This window comes from Streptomyces sp. Ncost-T10-10d (genome assembly GCF_900091955.1).
GTDB lineage: Bacteria > Actinomycetota > Actinomycetes > Streptomycetales > Streptomycetaceae > Streptomyces.
In genome coordinates this window covers 54,650-74,558 of the sequence record NZ_FMDF01000051.1, presented here as the reverse complement: position 1 = coordinate 74,558, position 19,909 = coordinate 54,650, and the positions used below count along the sequence as shown (strand labels likewise).

Below are 19,909 nucleotides of genomic sequence, written 5' to 3'. Positions count from 1 at the left end.
GGCTGGTAACCCACCGCGGACGGCATACGGCCGAGCAGGGTGGACACCTCGGAGCCGGCCTGGGTGTACCGGAAGATGTTGTCGATGAAGAAGAGCACGTCCTGCTTCTGCACATCGCGGAAGTACTCCGCCATGGTCAGACCGGCCAGCGCCACACGAAGACGCGTGCCCGGCGGCTCGTCCATCTGACCGAAGACAAGCGCCGTCTTGTCGATGACGCCCGAGTCGGCCATTTCCTCGATGAGGTCGTTGCCCTCACGGGTACGCTCACCGACGCCCGCGAACACCGACACACCGTCGTGGTTGTTGGCGACGCGGTAGATCATCTCCTGGATCAGAACGGTCTTGCCGACACCGGCACCACCGAACAGACCGATCTTTCCACCCTTGACGTACGGGGTGAGAAGGTCGATGACCTTGACGCCGGTCTCGAACATCTCGGTCTTGGACTCGAGCTGGTCGAAGTTGGGCGCCTTGCGGTGGATCGGCCAGCGCTCGGTGACCTCGGCCTCGGCCTCGGGCTTGTTCAGGATCTCACCAAGGGTGTTGAACACCTTGCCCTTGGTGATGTCGCCGACCGGGACCGTGATGCCGGTGCCCGTGTCGGTCACCGGGGCCTGGCGGACCAGACCGTCGGTGGGCTGCATCGAGATCGCGCGGATCACGCCGTCGCCGAGGTGCTGTGCGACCTCGAGCGTCAGCTTCTTGAGCTTGCCGTCCTCGGCCGGGTCGGCCACCTCGACGGTCAGCGCGTTGTAGATCTCCGGCATCGCGTCGACGGGGAACTCCACGTCGACGACCGGGCCGATGACCCGGGCAACGCGGCCCGTGGCAACGGCCGTCTCAACTGTGGTCGTCATTACTTGTCACTCCCCGCGGTCGCGTCGGCCAGTGCACTGGCACCACCGACGATCTCGCTGATTTCCTGGGTGATTTCGGCCTGGCGGGCCGCGTTGGCAAGCCGGGAGAGGCTCTTGATGAGCTCACCGGCGTTGTCGGTGGCCGACTTCATCGCGCGGCGGCGGGCAGCGTGCTCGGAAGCAGCGGCCTGCAGCAGCGCGTTGTAGATCCGGCTCTCGACGTACCGCGGAAGCAGGGCGTCGAGGACGTCCTCCGCCGACGGCTCGAAGTCGAAGAGCGGCAGGATCTCGCCCTTGCCGTCCTCCTCCTTCGCGGCGTCGAGGCTGAGCGGCAGCATCCGGTTGTCCACCGGATTCTGCGTCATCATCGACACGAACTCCGTGAAGACGATGTGCAGCTCGTCCACGCCGCCCTCGGCGGTCTCCTTGGTGACCGCTTCGATCAGCGGGGCCGCAGTCCGCTTCGCATCCGCGTACGTCGGGCTGTCGGTGAAGCCCGTCCACGATTCCTCGATCTTGCGCTCTCGGAATCCGTAGTAGGCGACACCCTTGCGGCCGATCACATACGTGACGACCTCCTTGCCCTCACCGCGCAGCCGGTCGGTCAGTCGCTCCGCGGCCTTGATGGCGTTGGAGGAGTAACCGCCGGCCAGACCGCGGTCGCTCGTGATGAGCAGGACCGCGGCCCGCGCCGGAGCGTCGGCCTCGGTGGTCAGCGGGTGCTTGGTGGTGGAGCCGGTCGCCACCGCGGTCACCGCACGGGTGAGCTCGGTCGCGTACGGCGTCGACGCCGCCACCTGGCGCTGCGCCTTGACGATGCGCGAAGCGGCGATCATCTCCATCGCCTTGGTGATCTTCTTCGTGGCGGTGACGGAGCGAATGCGGCGCTTGTAAACGCGAAGCTGAGCGCCCATCGATCAGCCCTCGCCCAGGAGCTTGCCGTCCGAGGTCTCGAACTGCTGCTTGAAGGCGGCAACCGCGTCGGCAATCGCCTGCAGCGTGTCGTCGGACATCTTGGCGCCCTCGGCGATGCTGGTCAGGAGGTCCTTGCGCTCACGGCGCAGGTACTCCAGCAGCTCGCTCTCGAAGCGACGGATGTCCTCGACCGGGACGTCGTCCATCTTGCCGTTGGTGCCGGCCCAGATGGAGACGACCTGCTCCTCGACCGGGTACGGCTGGTACTGCGGCTGCTTCAGCAGCTCGACCATGCGCTTACCGCGCTCCAGCGACGCCTTCGAGGCCGCGTCCAGGTCGGAACCGAAGGCGGCGAACGCCTCCAGCTCGCGGTACTGGGCGAGGTCGACACGGAGTCGGCCGGAGACCTGGCGCATGGCCTTGTGCTGGGCGGAGCCACCGACACGGGAGACCGAGATACCGACGTTCAGGGCCGGACGCTGGCCGGCGTTGAACAGGTCGGACTCAAGGAAGCACTGGCCGTCGGTGATGGAGATGACGTTGGTCGGGATGAACGCCGACACGTCGTTCGCCTTGGTCTCGACGATCGGGAGGCCCGTCATCGAACCGGCGCCCATCTCGTCGGAGAGCTTCGCGCAGCGCTCCAGCAGACGCGAGTGCAGGTAGAAGACGTCGCCCGGGTAGGCCTCGCGGCCCGGCGGACGGCGCAGCAGAAGCGACACGGCGCGGTAGGCGTCGGCCTGCTTCGAGAGGTCGTCGAAGATGATCAGGACGTGCTTGCCCTGGTACATCCAGTGCTGGCCGATGGCCGAACCGGTGTACGGCGCCAGGTACTTGAAGCCGGCCGGGTCGGACGCCGGGGCGGCGACGATGGTCGTGTACTCGAGCGCACCGGCCTCTTCCAGGGCACCACGCACGGAGGCGATGGTGGAACCCTTCTGACCGATGGCGACGTAGATGCAGCGCACCTGCTTGTTCACGTCGCCCGAGCGCCAGTTGTCGCGCTGGTTGATGATCGTGTCGACGGCCAGAGCGGTCTTACCCGTCTGACGGTCACCAATGATCAGCTGACGCTGGCCGCGGCCGATCGGCACCATGGCGTCGACGGCCTTGTAGCCGGTCTGCATCGGCTCGTGCACCGACTTACGGACCATGACGCCAGGGGCCTGCAGCTCGAGGGCGCGGCGGCTGTCGGTCGCGATCTCGCCGAGACCGTCGATCGGGTTGCCGAGCGGGTCGACGACGCGGCCGAGGTAACCCTCGCCGACGCCGACGGAGAGCACCTCACCGGTGCGCTGCACCGGCTGGCCCTCTTCGATGCCGCTGAACTCGCCGAGGACGATCGCACCGATCTCGCGCTCCTCGAGGTTGAGGGCGAGACCGAGGGTGCCGTCCTCGAACTTCAGCAGCTCGTTCGCCATGGCCGAGGGAAGACCCTCGACCTTCGCGATGCCGTCGCCGGCAACGCTGACCGTACCGACCTCCTCGCGCGAGGCCGCGTCCGGCTTGTACGACTGGACAAAGTTCTCCAGCGCGTCCCGGATCTCCTCCGGCCGGATCGTGAGCTCCGCCATCTGGGTTCCCTGCTCTCCTTGTTGGGCCCGAAGTTTCTTAAGGGGGTCTGGGGGCCGACCCCCAGGAATCTTCTGCAATTTCTGCACGGCCCAACCGGGCCGCTGGTCTTGCTCTGTTCTGTTGCTGCGCTCGTCAGCCGGCCATGCGACGGGTCGCCTCGTCGAGGCGCTCCGCGACCGTGCCGTTGATGACCTCGTCACCGACCCGCACCGCGATCCCGCCGAGGACCGTGGGGTCCACATCGAGATTCAGGTGCATCGGCCGTCCGTAGATCTTCGCCAGTGCGGCGCCGAGACGACGCTTCTGCTGATCGCTCAGCGGCACTGCCGAGGTGACCACGGCGACCATGCGGTCCCGGCGCTCCGCGGCAAGCTTGGAGAGGGACTCGAGTCCCGCTTCCAGGCTACGTCCACGCGGCTGGGTGACAAGCCGCACTACGACGCGCTCGGTGGTGGGCCGTGCCTTGCCGCCGAGCAGGCTGTGCAGCAGCTCCCTCTTGGCGGCGACGGACGCGGACCGGCTGGTGAGCGCGGCGCGCAGCTCCTTGTCGGAGGCGACGATCCGGCCGAACCGGAACAGCTCGTCCTCGACATTGTCGAGGTCTCCGCTGCGCTGGGCGGCGGTGAGGTCTGCGGTGTTCGCCAGTTCCTCGACCGAGTCGACCAGGTCACGCGACTGCGACCAGCGGGAGCGGACCATGCCGGAGATCAGATCGACGGTCTCGCCGCCCACCTGACCGCGCAGCAGCCGTCCGGCCAGCTCGGCCTTGGCCTCGCCGGCCTGCGACGGGTCGGTCAGGACCCGCCGCAGTGAGACCTCACGCTGAAGCAGTGCCGTTACGGCGGCCAGCTCCTCGGCGAGCTTCGCCGCGTCGACCGACGTGTTGTCGGTCAGCGCGTCGAGACGCTCACGTGCGGCAGCCAGTGCCTCGCGGCTCGCGCCGTTCATCGGGCAGCCTCGGCCTTCGCCTCGAGCTCGTCGAGGAAACGGTCGACGGTGCCGCTCTGCCGGGCGTGGTCCTCGAGGGACTCGCCGACGAGCTTGCCGGCCAGGTCGGTGGCGAGCTTGCCCACGTCCTGACGCAGCGCGGAAGCCGCAGCCTTGCGGTCGGCCTCGATCTGGGCGTGGCCGGCAGCGATGATCTCCTCGCGCTGCCGCTGGCCTTCCGCCCGCATCTCCTGCAGGATCACGGCGCCCTGCTCCTGCGCCTCCTGGCGCAGACGCGCGGCTTCGTGGCGGGCCTCGGCGAGCTGAGCCTTGTACTGCTCAAGAACGCTCTGGGCCTCGGTCTGGGCCGCATCGGCCTTTTCGATACCGCCTTCGATGGCCTCGCGGCGCTCTTCCAGAACCTTGTTGATGTTCGGGAGGAGCTTCTTGGCGAGGAAGCCGAAGACGATGACGAAGGCGATCAGGCCGATGACGAGCTCAGGGATCGGCGGAACGAGCGGATTCTCAGGCTTCTCCGCCGCGAGCTGAACCAGGGGGTTCACATCAGTGCCTTTCGTCGGAACGGACTAGTCGCAGTTCGTCAGCTGTAGACGAACGGCATGACCAGACCGATCAGGGCAAGCGCCTCACAGAAGGCGAAGCCGAGGATCTGGTTGGCGCGGATCAGGCCGGCAGCCTCGGGCTGACGAGCGAGAGCCTGCGTGCCGTTACCGAAGATGATGCCGACGCCGACGCCGGGGCCGATGGCGGCCAGGCCATAACCGACGGAGCTGAGGGAACCGGTGACGGCGGCAAGGGTCTGGGACATGCCAGTTCTTCCTTCTCTTTCACGGACCGGCGGGGGTTGGCCACCGGACGACTGGGGGTATGGGAGGCGCGATCAGTGGTGCTCGGCGACAGCGCCCTGGATGAAGCTGCACGCCAGGAGCACGAAGACGTACGCCTGAACAGCCTGGATGAACAGCTCGAAGGCGGTCATCACGATGACCATCACGAACGAGACACCCGCGTAGGCGATACCGATGCCGTTCAGCAGGTACCAGCTGGCGATGGTGAAAAGGAGCAGCAGCGTGTGACCGGCGAACATGTTCGCGAAGAGTCGGACCGCGTGGGTGAAGGGCCGGACCAGGACGTTCGAGAAGAACTCGATGACCATGACCAGCGGCAGCACCGGGCCGAGCGACTTGTCGTAGCCCGTCAGGTTCTTGAAGCCGCCGACGAAACCGTGGCGCTTGAACGTGATGCTCATCCAGAGGATGTAGACGATCAGCGCCAGGCCCATCGGGTACGCGATGATCGACGTCACCGGGAACTGGGCGAGCGGGATGATCGACCAGAGGTTCATCATCCAGACGAAGAAGAAGATCGACACCATCAGCGGGACGTACTTCTCGCCCTCGCGCTTGCCGAGCGTCTCGTAGACGATGCCGCGGCGGACGAAGTCGTATCCGGCCTCGGCGACCATCTGCAGCTTGCCGGGGACGACCTTCGGCTTGCGGAAGGCGGCCCAGAAGAAGCCGACGATGATGACCGTACCGAGGAGCGCCAGCAGCATCGTCTTGTTGAAGTAGACGTTGCTGTTCGCGTCACCGAAGATCGGCTCGAACAGGAAAGAGTGCAAGCCAGGACCCGGGAAACCACAACCGGAGAAGATGTGGCAATCGGTCTCGAAGGCGAGCACCTGTGTCGGGTCAGCACTCACCGCGGGCTCCTTCAGCGTGGCGCATAGGTACGGCAACCTCGTTGTGTCGGCGCGGCGCGCAGCCGCGGTTCGGCACTGGACTGGTGTTACGGATGTGTGAGCGGCAGTCAGGCATTGAGCCTCGCGATCGAGCAGGCGTCAGCTCACATGCCCGCGCCCGCAGTGCCGCAGTTGGAACCGGACGATAGCAGGGTCTTGAACCTGCACTTATCCCGCCCCTACCCTTCACGACTTCGAACCCGCATTCTCGGGCTTTTCCGCCTTGTCGGACTCGGGTTCGACGTAAAGGATCTTGGCCTTCATGTGCGCACGCGCCTGTGCGCCGATCCACACGAGGGTCGTCGCGACCAGCGTGATCGCGAAAGCCTTCGGGTTGAACATCGTCGTGTTCTTGAATGCGGCGACAAAGATGAACAGCAGGAGGAGCTGAGCTGTATAGAGCATCAGCCCCATCGCCTGGAACAGGTGGGGCAGGGACCTCGCGGTCCGTTGCAGGACCCCGAGTCCGATCCCCATGAAGAGGATCACCACGAGCGTCGCAACGACCGCGCCCAGGGCTCCCTCGCCACCGGCAACGCCAGCGCTGACGGCAGCGGCGACAGCGCCGGCGACAGCGGTGGGTACGGCGGCTTGAAGGAGAGTCCGGGCGTCGTTGGACGGCATGGCGGCAGCTCCGCTTGCAGGGGGTGGGCAGTGTGTCGTCATGGACGAGCGTAGGCCCGGTCCGAGTCGATGCCTCGGGCCGATGGACCGTGGTACTCAGGTCCTTCAACTCCGTCACCGGGCTTCGTGAACGGTATCACAAACTATTTGATGAGGTCTTTACCAAGAAAGTGTGCTTGCCGTCACACGTGAGAGTGAACCTGCGCGTGTGAGCAAGGTAACTCGATGCTTTGTCCGCTAATGCCCCTCGATGACCGAATCGTCAACGCGAGGAATCAGCCTTATCTCTGTCCGAAATACGCGAACGGGGGCCGATGGCAGTCGCCCCGTTGACGCCGGAGACTCCCACGACGACCGGAACCCGCTCCGGGAGCTCGTGCCCCTGCTGCCCCATCTGCGTTTCCAGCGGCCCCTGTTGGACCTCGTGCGCAGATGAGGACTCCGCCTCGGGCACCTCGCCCTCGTTGCGGCGACGCCGGTAACGGGGCGGTACGAAGCGTTCCGCCCAGTACGGCGCCCGCGGAGTGAAGCGCGGCATCAACAGCAGGACGAGGCCCAGGGCGCTCAGGCCCACGATCACGATCACGATCCACAGGGACGCCGAGTGCACGGAGTAGCCGACCGCACCGAAGGCGATCAGGGCCGACCAGAAGTACATGATCAGCACGGACCTGCTGTGCGAGTGGCCGATCTCCAGCAGCCGGTGGTGCAGATGGCCACGGTCCGCCGCGAACGGCGACTGGCCGTTCCACGTACGCCGCACGATCGCCAGCACCAGGTCGGCGGCCGGGATCGCGATGATGGTCAGCGGCAGCAGCAGCGGGATGAAGACCGGCAGCATCGCGTGGGTGGCCTCGCGCTCGCTTCCGGCGAAGAGCTTCATCGTGTCCGGGTCGACCTGCCCGGTGACCGAAATCGCACCGGCCGCGAGCACCAGGCCGATCAGCATCGAACCCGAGTCGCCCATGAAGATCCGGGCCGGATGCATGTTGTGCGGCAGAAAGCCCAGGCACATCCCCATCAGGATCGCCGTGAAGAGCGTCGCGGGGGCCGCCGCCTCGATCATGTGCCCGTACCAGAGCCGGTACGTGTACAGGAAGAACGCGGCGGAGGCGATGCACACCATGCCCGCCGCGAGACCGTCCAGACCGTCGACGAAGTTGACCGCATTGATGGTGATGACGACCAGGGCGACCGTGAGCAGCGTTCCCTGCCACTGGGTGAGCGCGACGGTGCCGACTCCGGGGATCGGCAGCCACAGAATCGTCAGGCCCTGGATGACCATGACCGCGGCGGCGATCATCTGCCCGCCCAGCTTGATCAGCGCGTCGATCTCGAACTTGTCGTCCAGGACGCCGATCAGCCAGATCAGCGCCGCCCCGGAGAGCAGCGCCTGCGGTTCGTTGGAGAGCTGGAAGACGCTGTCGAGGTTGTACAGATGGTCCGCGACGATCAGCCCGGCGCACAGTCCGCCGAACATGGCGATGCCACCGAGCCTCGGTGTCGGTTCTCGGTGGACGTCACGCGCACGGATCGCGGGCATCGCCCCGACCGCGATGGCGAACTTGCGCACCGGGCCGGTCAGCAGATAGGTGACCGCGGCCGTGACACAGAGCGTCAGCAGGTAATCACGCACGGGCTGCCCCATAGATTTCGCCGGCCATCTCAGCCCACACCTTAACTACGTCGGGCTCATGGTTGAGGACACGGAGGCCGGGCCGATGGTTGCACGGATCACGTCTACCCCGGATAGGGCGGATATTTCCGGGCCAGTTCCTGAACCTCCGCGCGGATGTCGCCCTCCTCACGTACCGCCGCTCCGAAGAGCACGGCCAGCCGCGCCATGTCGGCGTCGTCCATGCCCTGGGTGGTGACCGCCGCGGTACCGAGTCTGATGCCCCGGGCGTCCCCGTACGGAAGCGCGCAGGTGTCCAGCACCAGGCCCGCCCCTGCCAGCCGGGTGCGCGCAGTGGGTCCGTCGACGCCCAGCGGAGCCGGGTCCGCGACGATCAGGTGGGTGTCCGTGCCGCCCGTGGTGACCTCGAAGCCCTCGGCCTCCAGACCTGCGGCCAGCACCCGGGCATGGGCCACCACCCGGTGGGCGTACGCCGTGAACGCCGGAGTGGCCGCCTCCCCGAACGCGACGGCCTTCGCGGCGACCGTGTGCATCTGCGCGCCACCCTGGGTGAACGGGAAGACCGCCCGGTCGATCCGCTCGGCCAGCTCCGCACCGCACAGGATCATCCCGCCGCGCGGACCGCGCAGCACCTTGTGCGTGGTCGCGCAGACCACGTCGGCGTAGGGGACGGGGCTCGGCGCCGCTCCCCCGGCGATCAGCCCCATCGGATGCGCGGCGTCGGCGATGAGATACGCGCCCACCTCGTCGGCGATCTCCCGGAACAGTTCGTAGTCGGGATGGCGGGGGTACGAGATCGAGCCGCTGACGATCGCCTTGGGGCGGTGCGCACGGGCCAGGGCGCGCACCTGCTCGTAGTCGATCAGGCCGCTCTCGGAGTCCACCCCGTAACCGACGAACTCGAACCAGCGGCCGGAGAAGTTGGCGGGCGAGCCATGGGTGAGATGCCCTCCGTACGGGAGTCCCATCGCGAGCACCGTGTCGCCGGGGCGCAGCAGGGCCGCGTATGCGGCGAGGACGGCGGAGGAGCCGGAGTGCGCCTGGACGTTGGCGTGTTCGGCGCCGAAGAGCGAGGTGGCCCGCCGGCAGGCGATGCGTTCGGCGGCGTCGGCCTGCTCGCAGCCGCCGTGGTAGCGGGCGCCGGGATAGCCCTCGGCGTACTTGTTGGCGAGCGGTGAGCCGAGGGCGGCGAGGACCGCGGGCGAAGTGAAGTTCTCGGCGGCGATCAGCTGAAGGGTGCTCGACTGCCGGCCCAGCTCCTCCAGCAGCACGGTGGCGATCTCCGGGTCCTCCCGGAGCAGGGCGCCGAAATCCTGCGGCAGGGCGGCCTGGGCGGCGGAGGTGGGTGCGGCTGGAGTGGTGACCGGCATCTGACGGCTCCGGGCCTGGGGAGGGGTGCGCTGACGTCAGCTCCAATGTAGGCCCGTGACGGGCCCCCTGCCTGCTGTACGGCGACGCCGTACACCCGTTGGGCCCCCTGGTACCGGGCCCGTGTGTACGGCCGTCAGAGTGGCGCAGACGCAAGCGTCAGTGCGCGGCGGGTACGCCGGTCAGTGCGGTGACGACCGGGTCGAGGGCCTGGTTGATCTCGTCGCCGATGGAGCGGAAGAACGTGATCGGGGCGCCGTACGGGTCGTACACCTCGTCGGCATCGGCGGTGGGGGCCAGCAGCCAGCCGCGCAGCGCGGCCGCGGCACGGACCAGTGCGCGGGCGCGCTCGACCACACCCTCGTCGCGCGCGTCGGGCAACGTGGCGGGGTCTATGGCCCGGACCAGCCGGGTGAATTCCTTGAGGGTGAAGGTCCGCAGGCCGGCCGAGTGACCCATCGAGATCACTTGTGCCCGGTGGTCGCGGGTGGCGGTGAGTACCAGGTCGGCACGGATCACATGCTCGTCGAGCAGTTCCCGGCCGACGAAGCCGGTGGTGTCGGCGCCGAAGTCGGCAAGGACGATCTCGGCATTGGCCTCCATGGGGGCGCCTTCGTGGCCCCAGGTGCCCGCACTCTCCACGATCAGTCCGCCGCTGAGCGGATCGCCGAGGCGGTCCACCAGGGCGTGCCGGGTCAGCCGCTCGGTGATCGGTGAGCGGCAGACATTGCCGGTGCTGACGTGGAGGATGCGGAAAGTGTCGGCCTGCCCCGCTATGCCACGCCCCTCAGGGGCGGTCAATTGGCCACCTCGAGGTCGGGTACCACCTTGCGGAGTTCCTCGACGGAGAGCGCACCGGCACGCAGCAGTACGGGGACCTTGCCGGTCACATCGACGATCGACGAGGGCACGATGCCGGGCGTCGCGCCGCCGTCGAGGTAGACGGAGACGGAGTCGCCGAGCATCTCCTGGGCGGCGTCGCAGTCCTCGGGTGCCGGGTGTCCGGTGAGATTGGCGCTGGAGACGGCCATCGGGCCGACCTCGGTGAGCAGCTCGATGGCGACCGGGTGCAGCGGCATCCGGATCGCGACGGTGCCGCGGGTGTCCCCGAGGTCCCACTGCAGCGACGGCTGGTGCTTGGCGACGAGCGTGAGGGCGCCGGGCCAGAAGGCGTCGACGAGCTCCCAGGCCTGCTCGGAGAAGTCGGTGACCAGTCCGTGCAGGGTGTTCGGGGAGCCGATCAGGACGGGCGTCGGCATGTTGCGGCCGCGGCCCTTGGCGTCCAGCAGGTCGGCGACGCCCTCGGCACTGAAGGCGTCCGCACCGATCCCGTACACGGTGTCGGTGGGCAGCACGACCAGTTCGCCGCGGCGGACGGCCGACGCGGCCTCACGCAGACCCGTCGTACGGTCGGTCGCGTCGTTGCAGTCGTATCGCCGTGCCATCAGCCGGCCTCCTCAAGCATGTACGGGTATGACGGGTACGGGTCGTGCGGGGGGTGGTGGCCGCCGGTCACGGCATGGCCTTGCGGGCCGTGGCGAACCGCGGCCGGTTGTTCAGGTCGGGATGGTCGGCCGCGTCGGCCCAGCCGCGTTCCTCCGTGAAGATCCATGGCACCTGGCCGCCCTGGGTGTCGGCGTGCTCGATGACGACGAGGCCGCCGGGACGCAGCAGACGGTGTGCGGTGCGTTCGATGCCGCGGATGGTGTCGAGGCCGTCCTCGCCGGAGAAGAGGGCCATCTCCGGATCGTGGTCACGGGCCTCGGGTGCCACGTACTCCCATTCGGTGAGCGGGATGTACGGCGGGTTGGAGATGACCAGGTCGACCTGACCGTCGAGCTCGGGCAGGGCCGTGAGCGCGTCTCCGTGGTGGACGCTGACCCGCGACCCCTCGGCGTTCTTCCTGGTCCACTTCACGGCGTCGTCGGAGAGCTCGACCGCGTGCACGCGCGAGCGGGGCACCTCCTGCGCCATGGCCAGGGCGATGGCGCCCGATCCGCTGCAGAGGTCGACGATGAGTGGCTCGACGACATCCATCGCGCGGACGGCGTCTATCGCCCAGCCGACGACCGATTCGGTCTCCGGACGGGGGACGAAGACACCGGGTCCGACCTGGAGCTCCAGGTAGCGGAAGAAGGCGCGTCCGGTGATGTGCTGCAGCGGTTCGCGGGCCTCGCGGCGGGCGATGGCCTCCCAGTAGCGGGCGTCGAAGTCTGCGTCCGGCACATGGTGCAGCTCGCCCCGCTTGACGCCGTGCACGAACGCGGCGAGCTCCTCCGCGTCGAATCGCGGTGAGGGCACACCGGCGTCGGCCAGCCGCTGAGTGGCCTGGGCCACCTCGGCGAGCAGCAGGTTCATCGCGGTTCTCCGTACGGGGTTACGGGCGGGGCGGGCTTGGGCTTATGCGGCGGCGAGCTTGGCTGCGGAGTCGGCGTCGACACAGGCCTGGATCACGGAATCCAGGTCGCCGTCGAGCACCTGGTCCAAGTTGTACGCCTTGAAGCCGACGCGGTGGTCCGAGATCCGGTTTTCCGGGAAGTTGTATGTACGGATCTTCTCGGAACGGTCGACCGTACGCACCTGGCTGCGTCGTACGTCCGAAGCTTCCTGCTCGGCGGCTTCCTGGGCGGCCGCGAGCAGTCGCGAACGCAGGATACGCATGGCCTGCTCCTTGTTCTGGAGCTGGCTCTTCTCGTTCTGGCAGGAGGCGACGACGCCGGTCGGCAGGTGTGTGATGCGGACCGCCGAGTCCGTGGTGTTGACGGACTGGCCGCCGGGGCCCGAGGAGCGGTAGACGTCGATACGGAGATCGTTGGCGTGGATCTCGACGTCGACCTCCTCGGCCTCCGGTGTGACGAGCACACCGGCGGCCGAGGTGTGGATACGGCCCTGCGACTCGGTGGACGGCACCCGCTGCACGCGGTGCACCCCGCCCTCGTACTTCAGTCGGGCCCACACGCCCTGGCCGGGCTCGGTGGCGCCGTTGCCGCCCTTGGTCTTCACAGCGACCTGGACGTCCTTGTAGCCGCCGAGCTCGGACTCGGTGGAGTCGATGATCTCGGTCTTCCAGCCGACGCGCTCGGCGTAGCGCAGATACATCCGCAGCAGATCTCCGGCGAACAGGGCGGACTCGTCGCCGCCCGCGCCCGCCTTGATCTCCAGGAGCACGTCCTTGTCGTCGCTGGGGTCGCGCGGGACCAGGAGGAGGCGGAGCTTCTCGGTGAGCTCTTCGCGCTGCTTCTCCAGGTCCTTGACCTCGGCGGCGAAGTCGGGGTCGTCGGCGGCGAGCTCGCGCGCCGTCTCGATGTCGTCCCCGGCCTGCTTCCAGGAGCGGTACGTGCCGACGATCGGGGTCAGCTCGGCGTAGCGCTTGTTGAGCCTGCGCGCGTTGGCCTGGTCGGCGTGGACCGCCGGGTCCGCGAGCTTCTTCTCAAGATCGGCCTGTTCGCCGATCAGTTCCTCGACGGCCTCGAACATCTTCGGGCTCCTGGTTTCTTCACTCAGACGTGCCTGCTGGACGGCGTGCTGCTGTCCGGGCCCGGGGTACGGGGACGGCCCGTACCCCGGGCCGGAAAAAAACGCCGGTCTCGGCGCCCCCGGGAAGAGGGCGCCGAGAACCGGCGCAGTGGCTCGCTACTTGCTGGCGGAGCCGGCAGCCTTGCCGAAGCGGGCCTCGAAGCGGGCCACGCGGCCACCGGTGTCGAGGATCTTCTGCTTGCCCGTGTAGAACGGGTGGCACTCGGAGCAGACGTCGGCGCGGATGGTGCCGCCGTCGATGGTGCTCCGGGTCGTGAACGACGCGCCACAGGTGCAGCTGACCTGCGTCTCGACGTACTCGGGGTGGATGTCGCGCTTCAAGGGTTTCTCCTAGGTTCGGGAGGGCACCGGGTCGTACGCGCGGATTGCGCGTCCGTGAACCGGGGCCGACGTACCAGTCTGCCAGGACCGGCCGTATCTCCCAAAACCGGGGGCGGGCCGCAACTATTCCCGGCCCGCCCCGTCACCGGACGATGCCGCCCGCGACGCCCTTGTCGCCCGCCGACTTCTCGGTGGCGGAGGCGGGGATGGCCTTGTCGTGCTTGAGCGCCGTCCACACCTGCTGGGCGGATTCCTCCAGCGGTACGACGCGGTTCGGGTCGGCCGGGTCGTACTGCACGGGCAGGGTGACCATGTGGACGTTCTTCGAGCCGAGCCCCTTGAGGCCGTTCGCGAAGCCGGTGAGCTGCTGGACCGAACCCAGGTCGGAGTCGGTGGTGATGGCCTTTGTCGCCGTGTTCGCGAGGTCGAAGAGAGTCTTCGGATTCGAGAACACCCCGACGTTCTTGACCTGTTCCATCAGCGCCTTGATGAACGCCTGCTGAAGCTGGATGCGGCCGAGGTCGCTGCCGTCGCCGACGCTCTTGCGGGTGCGGACGAGGCCCAGCGACTGCTCGCCGTCGAGCGTGTGGGTGCCGGGTTCGAGATTCAGATGACTCTTGGAGTCGTTGATCGCCCTGGTGGTGGTGATCTTCACGCCGCCCAGCTCGTCGATGAGCTTCTTGAAGCCGGTGAAGTCGACTTCGAGGTAGTGGTCCATGCGGATGCCGGACATGGACTCGACGGTCTTGACCGCACAGGCCGGTCCGCCGACCTCGTACGCCGTGTTGAACATCGCGCGCTGCTCGCCCGCGACGGGCTGCCCCGTGGTGTCGCTGGTGCACTCGGGGCGGGTGATGAGGGTGTCGCGCGGGATGGAGACGACGGAGGCGCTTTTGTGGCCCTTGTTGATGTGCACGACCATCGCGGTGTCGGAACGGGCCGTGCCCTCGTCGGCGCCGTACTTCGAGTTCGCGCCGGAGCGGGAGTCCGAGCCGAGCACGAGGATGTCCTCGGAGCCGTTGTCGACGTTGTCGGGGCGGTTCTTTCCGAGCGCCGCGTTGATGTCGACGGCCTTGAGATTGCCGTTGAGCTTGAAGTAGGCGTATCCGAGCCCGCCGCCGCCGACGACCACGGCACCGGCCAGGGTCCATGCGGCGATCACCGTCGCCCTGCGGCGACGGGAAGGTCTCTTCCGGCGTTTGCCGGTGGGGCGTATTCGGCCGCCGCTCCCGCTCTGCTCGGTCATCCCTCTCCCTCTGTCGTCAGCTTCTCCCGACCCGGGCCCGTCCGGCCCTGATCCGCCGGGCAGGCCCCGATCCCTGCAGCCGTGTCGCGGCACTGGTTCTGTCGGCTTCGGCGACTTGTTGCCACTTCGTACGACGTCGCGGCACAAATAAGGGTTGCACAGCGACCTGTCACGCCGGCGTGAGGACAAAAGGGATCGACGGCCTTCATGAACAGCTGGTGATCCCGCGCTCACCTGCGGTTTCTTGCCAGGTACAGGCATCGTGGTGACCCCTGCCGTCGTGGCGCTTGTGTGGCGAAGGTCTCGGATCGGTCGAAAGGGTCGAATCGACTGCGCCACATGCGCGGACCCCTACGACGCAGGACCGCCTCCGTCACCGAAGTGACGGGGGCGGTCCTGTGATTCAGCCGATCCGGGTACGACGTCAGTCGTTGCCGTTGCCCGGAGCCGGCGTCGTCTTCTGGATCTGGAGCAGGAACTCCGCGTTGGACTGGGTCTTCTTCATCCGGTCCAGGAGAAGCTCGATCGCCTGCTGCTGGTCGAGCGCGTGCAGCACCCGGCGCAGCTTCCAGACAATGGCCAACTCGTCACTGCCGAGCAGGATTTCTTCCTTACGGGTGCTGGACGCATCGACGTCCACCGCCGGGAAGATGCGCTTGTCCGAGAGCTTCCGGTCGAGCTTGAGCTCCATGTTGCCGGTGCCCTTGAACTCCTCGAAGATCACCTCGTCCATGCGCGAGCCGGTCTCGACGAGCGCGGTGGCCAGGATGGTCAGCGAGCCGCCGTCCTCGATGTTGCGCGCGGCACCGAAGAAGCGCTTCGGCGGGTACAGCGCGGTCGAGTCGACACCACCGGACAGGATGCGGCCGGAAGCCGGGGCCGCGAGGTTGTACGCACGGCCGAGGCGGGTGATCGAGTCCAGCAGGACGACCACGTCGTGACCCAGCTCGACGAGACGCTTGGCGCGCTCGATGGCCAGCTCGGCGACGGTGGTGTGGTCCTCGGCGGGACGGTCGAAGGTCGAGGAGATGACCTCGCCCTTCACCGACCGCTGCATGTCGGTGACCTCTTCCGGACGCTCGTCGACCAGGACGACCATCAGGTGGCACTCGGGGCTGTTGACCGTGATCGCGTTGGCGATCGCCTGCAGGATCATGGTCTTGCCGGTCTTCGGCGGGGCCACGATCAGGCCTCGCTGGCCCTTGCCGATCGGTGCGACCAGGTCGATGATCCGCGTCGTCAGGACGTTGGAGTCGGTCTCCAGGCGGAGCCGGTCCTGCGGGTAGAGCGGGGTCAGCTTCTGGAACTCCGGGCGGCCGCGGCCGGTTTCGGGCGCCATGCCGTTGACCGAGTCGAGGCGGACCAGCGCGTTGAACTTCTCGCGACGCTCGCCGTCCTTGGGCTGGCGCACCGCACCGGTGACGTGGTCACCCTTGCGCAGGCCGTTCTTGCGGACCTGGGCGAGCGAGACGTACACGTCGTTCGGGCCCGGCAGGTAGCCGGAGGTCCGGATGAACGCGTAGTTGTCGAGGATGTCCAGGATGCCCGCGACGGGGATCAGGACGTCGTCGTCCGAGACGGGGACCTCGCTGGCGAAGTCCTCGCGGCCGCGGCGGCCACGGCGGTCGCGGTAGCGGCCGCGACGACCGCGACGGCCGCCTGCCTCGTCGTCGTAACCGTCGTCCTGCGGGCCGCCGCCCTGCTGCTGGCCCTGGCGCTGCTGGCGCTGGCCGCCCTGCTGGCCCTGGCCACCGCCCTGCTCGTCGCCCTTGCCGCGGCGGTCGCGCTGACGGTCGCGGCGCTCCCCGCGCTCGCCACGCTCCTGACGGTCACCCCGCTGGCCGCGGTCCTGGCGGTCGCCCCGGCGGCCCTCGGCCGTATCGGCGGCGGCTTCGGCCTTGGCGTCGGTGCGGTCGTCGCTCTTCGGCTCGGCCTGGGTCTCCGCCTTGGCCTCGGCGGCCGGCTTGCTCTCCGCCTTGGTCTCCGGGCTGCCCGCCTGGGCGGTCGCACGACGCCGACGACGCTCACCCGTGGGCTGGTCGTCGCTGGCCGGCTGGCCGGGGATGTCGATCTGCTGCTGCGCGGCGGCCTTCTCGGCGGGCGCGGCGGCCGCGGACTCGTCCCCGGTGCGCGCCTTGGAGGTGGCACGGCGCTTCGGCTTGGTCTCGGCATCCGCGGCGGGCGCGGCGGCCTTGGGCGCGGCGGAGCTACCGGCCTGCGCCTCCTTGATGACCTCGATCAACTGGCCCTTGCGCATCCGCGCAGTGCCCTTGATGCCGAGGCCGGACGCGACCTGCTGCAGCTCGGCCAGGACCATGCCGTCAAGGCCGGTGCCGGAGCGGCGGCGCCGTGCGGTGGTGCCAGTGGCAGCACCTTCGGCGGGCGCGGCGCTGTCGACGCTCTTGTCGGCAGTCACGCCCATCAGATCGGTGGTGTCGCTCACGAAGGGTCCTTCCCTGGAGCGGACGTCGGCCTTCTGGCTCGGCGACCGGTTGTGCTGTCCGACTGCGGTCTGTGATCTTGCGGATCGCGGACCGTGCCGGGGCGGTGGTCCGCCGGGTACGGCGGAGAGATGAAGGTGTGCAAGGGTCCGGCGCGAGCATCCCCCTGCTCGGCCCACTCCTGGACAAGCGAGGGGTGTCGTGCCGGTTCCGGAGCGTGCACGAAACTGCTCAGGCAGGCTGCTCAGGCAGTTGGGGAGGCTCCCGGAAGAATTGGTGGTCCCGGAAAGGGACACGAAGCAACGCGCCACATAGACGTCGGTTGCAGACTTGAGGTTAACACTACCGGCTCCAACAAACATTCCCCCTCTCACTCACCGGCAATCACTTCTCGGCTACGGGGCGAGCGGCAGCACACTCGCACCCGGGGCGTCGAGAGTCAGCCGATTGGCCGCCCATCCCTCGCCCGCCAGCTGTGCGACCTTGTCGGCCGCACCGTCCTCGGCCAGTGCGAGCACCGTCGGCCCGGCACCGGAGATGACTGCGGGGATGCCGTCGGCGCGCAGTCGGTTCACGAGTTCCACGCTCTGCGGCATCGCCGGGGCACGGTACTCCTGGTGCAGCCGGTCCTCGGTGGCGGTGAGCAGCAGCTCGGGGTGTCTGGTCAGGGCCTCGACGAGGAGCGCGGAACGGCCTGCGTTGAAGGCGGCGTCGACATGCGGGACCGTGCGCGGCAGCAGTCCGCGGGCGGTCTCGGTCAGGACCGGCTTGCTGGGGACGAAAACCACCGGAACGATGGAATCTGCGGGGTCCATCCTGATGGCGCGGGCCGATCCGCCGTCCATCCAGGCAAGGGTGAACCCGCCGAGCAGACAGGCCGCGACATTGTCGGGGTGGCCCTCGATCTCGGTGGCGAGTTCCAGCAGCGCGGCGTCGTCGAGCCGGGCGTCACCGCCGGTCGTCACGGCGCGGGCGGCGACGATGCCGGCACAGATGGCGGCGGAGGAGGAGCCGAGGCCACGTCCGTGCGGGATCCGGTTGGCGCAGACGATCTCCAGGCCGCGGGGCTGTCCGCCGAGCAGGTCGAAGGCCGTGCGCAAGGAGCGTACGAGGAGGTGGCTCTCGTCGCGGGGCAGCGTGTCCGCGCCCTCACCCGCGATGTCGATGTGCAGTCCGGAGTCGGCCACGCGGACGACGACGTCGTCGTACAGCCCCAGCGACAGGCCGAAGGCGTCGAAACCCGGGCCCAGGTTGGCGCTGGTCGCAGGGACGCGCACCCGGACGGCGGCGGCTCGGAAGGCGGGACCGGCCATCGCTTAGACGACTCTCCTTGTGAGACAGCGGGGGTGGTGAAGCGTTTTCTCGATGCTGGCGGGAGGTCGTGGCGGCGGGGAGTGGGATTCCGGGGAACCGACGGCCACAACGGCCCTTGCACCGCGGCAGATGCGGCGGGCGGGTTGGGTACAGCTTATCGAAGGAAGGTTCCGTGGCGACATAGGGCGCACAGGAGGCGCACGATGCGTGTCGCCCGCCTCCTATGCGCTCTCCGCCCCGAAAAGGGGCGGTTGAGCTGGGTTCTTACCGACAGACGAACGAGGCGCCTGCCGGCCGACCTCGGGGCCTACGCGAGGCCCAGCTTCTCGGCAGCGGTGGCCGCGTCGACCGGGACCGTGACCGGCTGCGGAGCGCCCGCGACGGCCCAGTCGGGGTCCTTGAGCCCGTTGCCGGTGACCGTGCAGACGATCTTCTGACCCGGGTCGACCTTGCCCTCTTCGGCGGCCTTCAGCAGACCGGCGACGGACGCGGCCGAAGCGGGCTCGACGAAGACGCCCTCCTGGGAGGCCAACAGCCGGTAGGCGGCCAGAATCTGGCGATCCGTCACCTCGTCGATGAAACCGCCCGATTCGTCCCGGGCGTCCAGCGCGTACTGCCAGGAGGCCGGGTTGCCGATCCGGATCGCGGTGGCGATGGTCGACGGGTCCTTGACGATCTCGCCGCGGACGATGGGCGCGGAGCCGGAGGCCTGGAAGCCCCACATGCGCGGGGTGTGCGTGGACATGCTGTCGCCCGCGTACTCCTTGTAACCCTTCCAGTACGCGGTGATGTTGCCCGCGTTGCCGACCGGGAGGACATGGATGTCCGGGGCGTCGCCGAGCGCGTCGACGATCTCGAACGCAGCGGTCTTCTGGCCCTCGATACGGACCGGGTTGACCGAATTGACCAGCGCCACCGGGTAGTTGTCCGAGAGCGAGCGGGCCAGCGTCAGGCAGTCGTCGAAATTGCCGTCGACCTGGAGGATCTTGGCGCCGTGCACGAGCGCCTGGCCCATCTTGCCGAGCGCGATCTTGCCCTGCGGTACGAGGACGGCGCAGACCATGCCGGCCCGCACCGCGTACGCGGCGGCGGAGGCGGAGGTATTGCCGGTGGAGGCACAGATGACGGCCTGTGCGCCCTCCTCCTTGGCCCGGGTGATCGCCATCGTCATACCGCGGTCCTTGAAGGACCCGGTGGGGTTGGCGCCCTCGACCTTGAGGTGCACCTCGCAGCCCGTGCGCTCGGAGAGGACCTGAGCGGGGACGAGCGGGGTACCGCCCTCACGAAGCGTGACGACCGGCGTCGTGCTCGTGACCGGAAGGCGGTCCCGGTACTCCTCGATGATGCCGCGCCACTGGTGGGTGCCCTTGGTGGTCATGGGTC

General features: G+C 68.3%; 18 protein-coding genes and 1 pseudogene. All 19 read right to left on the bottom strand.

What is annotated here, in order from left to right:
• Positions 1–860: pseudogene (locus GA0115254_RS07315) on the bottom strand (F0F1 ATP synthase subunit beta); the annotation flags it as partial.
• Positions 860–1,774, bottom strand: a complete 915-nt coding sequence (locus GA0115254_RS07310) for a F0F1 ATP synthase subunit gamma (RefSeq protein WP_093894472.1) — start codon at positions 1,772–1,774, stop codon at positions 860–862. The gene GA0115254_RS07310 and the pseudogene GA0115254_RS07315, both read right to left, overlap by 1 nt.
• A 3-nt stretch (positions 1,775–1,777) precedes the next feature.
• Positions 1,778–3,349, bottom strand: coding sequence for a F0F1 ATP synthase subunit alpha (gene atpA / locus GA0115254_RS07305; protein ID WP_093894471.1), 1,572 nt, complete (start codon positions 3,347–3,349; stop codon positions 1,778–1,780).
• 133 nt (positions 3,350–3,482) lie between these two features.
• The gene (locus GA0115254_RS07300; RefSeq protein ID WP_093894470.1) at positions 3,483–4,298 is read right to left on the bottom strand and encodes a F0F1 ATP synthase subunit delta; all 816 of its coding nucleotides are present in this window, start codon (positions 4,296–4,298) and stop codon (positions 3,483–3,485) included.
• Positions 4,295–4,840, bottom strand: coding sequence for a F0F1 ATP synthase subunit B (locus GA0115254_RS07295; protein WP_093894469.1), 546 nt, complete (start codon positions 4,838–4,840; stop codon positions 4,295–4,297). Before GA0115254_RS07295 ends, GA0115254_RS07300 begins: the two co-directional genes overlap by 4 nt.
• Before the next feature lie 38 nt (positions 4,841–4,878).
• The gene (gene atpE / locus GA0115254_RS07290; RefSeq protein WP_030386954.1) at positions 4,879–5,106 is read right to left on the bottom strand and encodes an ATP synthase F0 subunit C; all 228 of its coding nucleotides are present in this window, start codon (positions 5,104–5,106) and stop codon (positions 4,879–4,881) included.
• A gap of 72 nt (positions 5,107–5,178) precedes the next feature.
• Positions 5,179–6,015, bottom strand: coding sequence for a F0F1 ATP synthase subunit A (gene atpB, locus GA0115254_RS07285; protein ID WP_176740012.1), 837 nt, complete (start codon positions 6,013–6,015; stop codon positions 5,179–5,181).
• A 210-nt stretch (positions 6,016–6,225) separates the two neighbouring features.
• Entirely contained in the window at positions 6,226–6,663 is a 438-nt protein-coding gene (locus tag GA0115254_RS07280; RefSeq protein ID WP_093894467.1) for a hypothetical protein, read from the bottom strand.
• A 262-nt stretch (positions 6,664–6,925) separates the two neighbouring features.
• On the bottom strand, positions 6,926–8,311 hold the full coding sequence (locus GA0115254_RS07275; RefSeq protein ID WP_093894466.1) for an MraY family glycosyltransferase: 1,386 nt from the start codon (positions 8,309–8,311) through the stop codon (positions 6,926–6,928).
• Positions 8,312–8,403: 92 nt separating this feature from the next.
• Complete coding sequence (gene glyA, locus GA0115254_RS07270) at positions 8,404–9,669, bottom strand: serine hydroxymethyltransferase (RefSeq protein WP_093894465.1); 1,266 nt, start codon at positions 9,667–9,669, stop codon at positions 8,404–8,406.
• Positions 9,670–9,826: 157 nt separating this feature from the next.
• Positions 9,827–10,468, bottom strand: coding sequence for an arsenate reductase/protein-tyrosine-phosphatase family protein (locus GA0115254_RS07265; protein ID WP_093894464.1), 642 nt, complete (start codon positions 10,466–10,468; stop codon positions 9,827–9,829).
• Positions 10,465–11,112 (bottom strand): L-threonylcarbamoyladenylate synthase, encoded by a 648-nt coding sequence (locus GA0115254_RS07260; RefSeq protein WP_093894463.1) that lies wholly within the window; start codon positions 11,110–11,112, stop codon positions 10,465–10,467. Before GA0115254_RS07260 ends, GA0115254_RS07265 begins: the two co-directional genes overlap by 4 nt.
• 67 nt (positions 11,113–11,179) lie before the next feature.
• Positions 11,180–12,025, bottom strand: a complete 846-nt coding sequence (gene prmC / locus GA0115254_RS07255; RefSeq protein WP_093894462.1) for a peptide chain release factor N(5)-glutamine methyltransferase — start codon at positions 12,023–12,025, stop codon at positions 11,180–11,182.
• A gap of 42 nt (positions 12,026–12,067) precedes the next feature.
• Positions 12,068–13,144 (bottom strand): peptide chain release factor 1, encoded by a 1,077-nt coding sequence (gene prfA, locus GA0115254_RS07250; protein WP_093894461.1) that lies wholly within the window; start codon positions 13,142–13,144, stop codon positions 12,068–12,070.
• A 156-nt stretch (positions 13,145–13,300) separates the two neighbouring features.
• Positions 13,301–13,525 carry a 50S ribosomal protein L31 gene (rpmE, locus tag GA0115254_RS07245; protein WP_019764351.1) on the bottom strand — a complete coding sequence of 75 codons (225 nt, stop codon included), beginning with the start codon at positions 13,523–13,525 and terminating at the stop codon, positions 13,301–13,303.
• 142 nt (positions 13,526–13,667) lie between these two features.
• Complete coding sequence (locus GA0115254_RS07240) at positions 13,668–14,771, bottom strand: LCP family protein (RefSeq protein ID WP_093894460.1); 1,104 nt, start codon at positions 14,769–14,771, stop codon at positions 13,668–13,670.
• Between the two features lie 424 nt (positions 14,772–15,195).
• A complete protein-coding gene (gene rho, locus GA0115254_RS07235; protein ID WP_093894459.1) occupies positions 15,196–17,214 on the bottom strand; it encodes a transcription termination factor Rho in 2,019 nt (672 codons plus the stop codon).
• A gap of 393 nt (positions 17,215–17,607) precedes the next feature.
• On the bottom strand, positions 17,608–18,525 hold the full coding sequence (gene thrB / locus GA0115254_RS07230; protein ID WP_093894458.1) for a homoserine kinase: 918 nt from the start codon (positions 18,523–18,525) through the stop codon (positions 17,608–17,610).
• 308 nt (positions 18,526–18,833) lie between these two features.
• On the bottom strand, positions 18,834–19,904 hold the full coding sequence (gene thrC, locus GA0115254_RS07225; RefSeq protein WP_093894457.1) for a threonine synthase: 1,071 nt from the start codon (positions 19,902–19,904) through the stop codon (positions 18,834–18,836).
• Positions 19,905–19,909 lie beyond the last annotated feature (5 nt).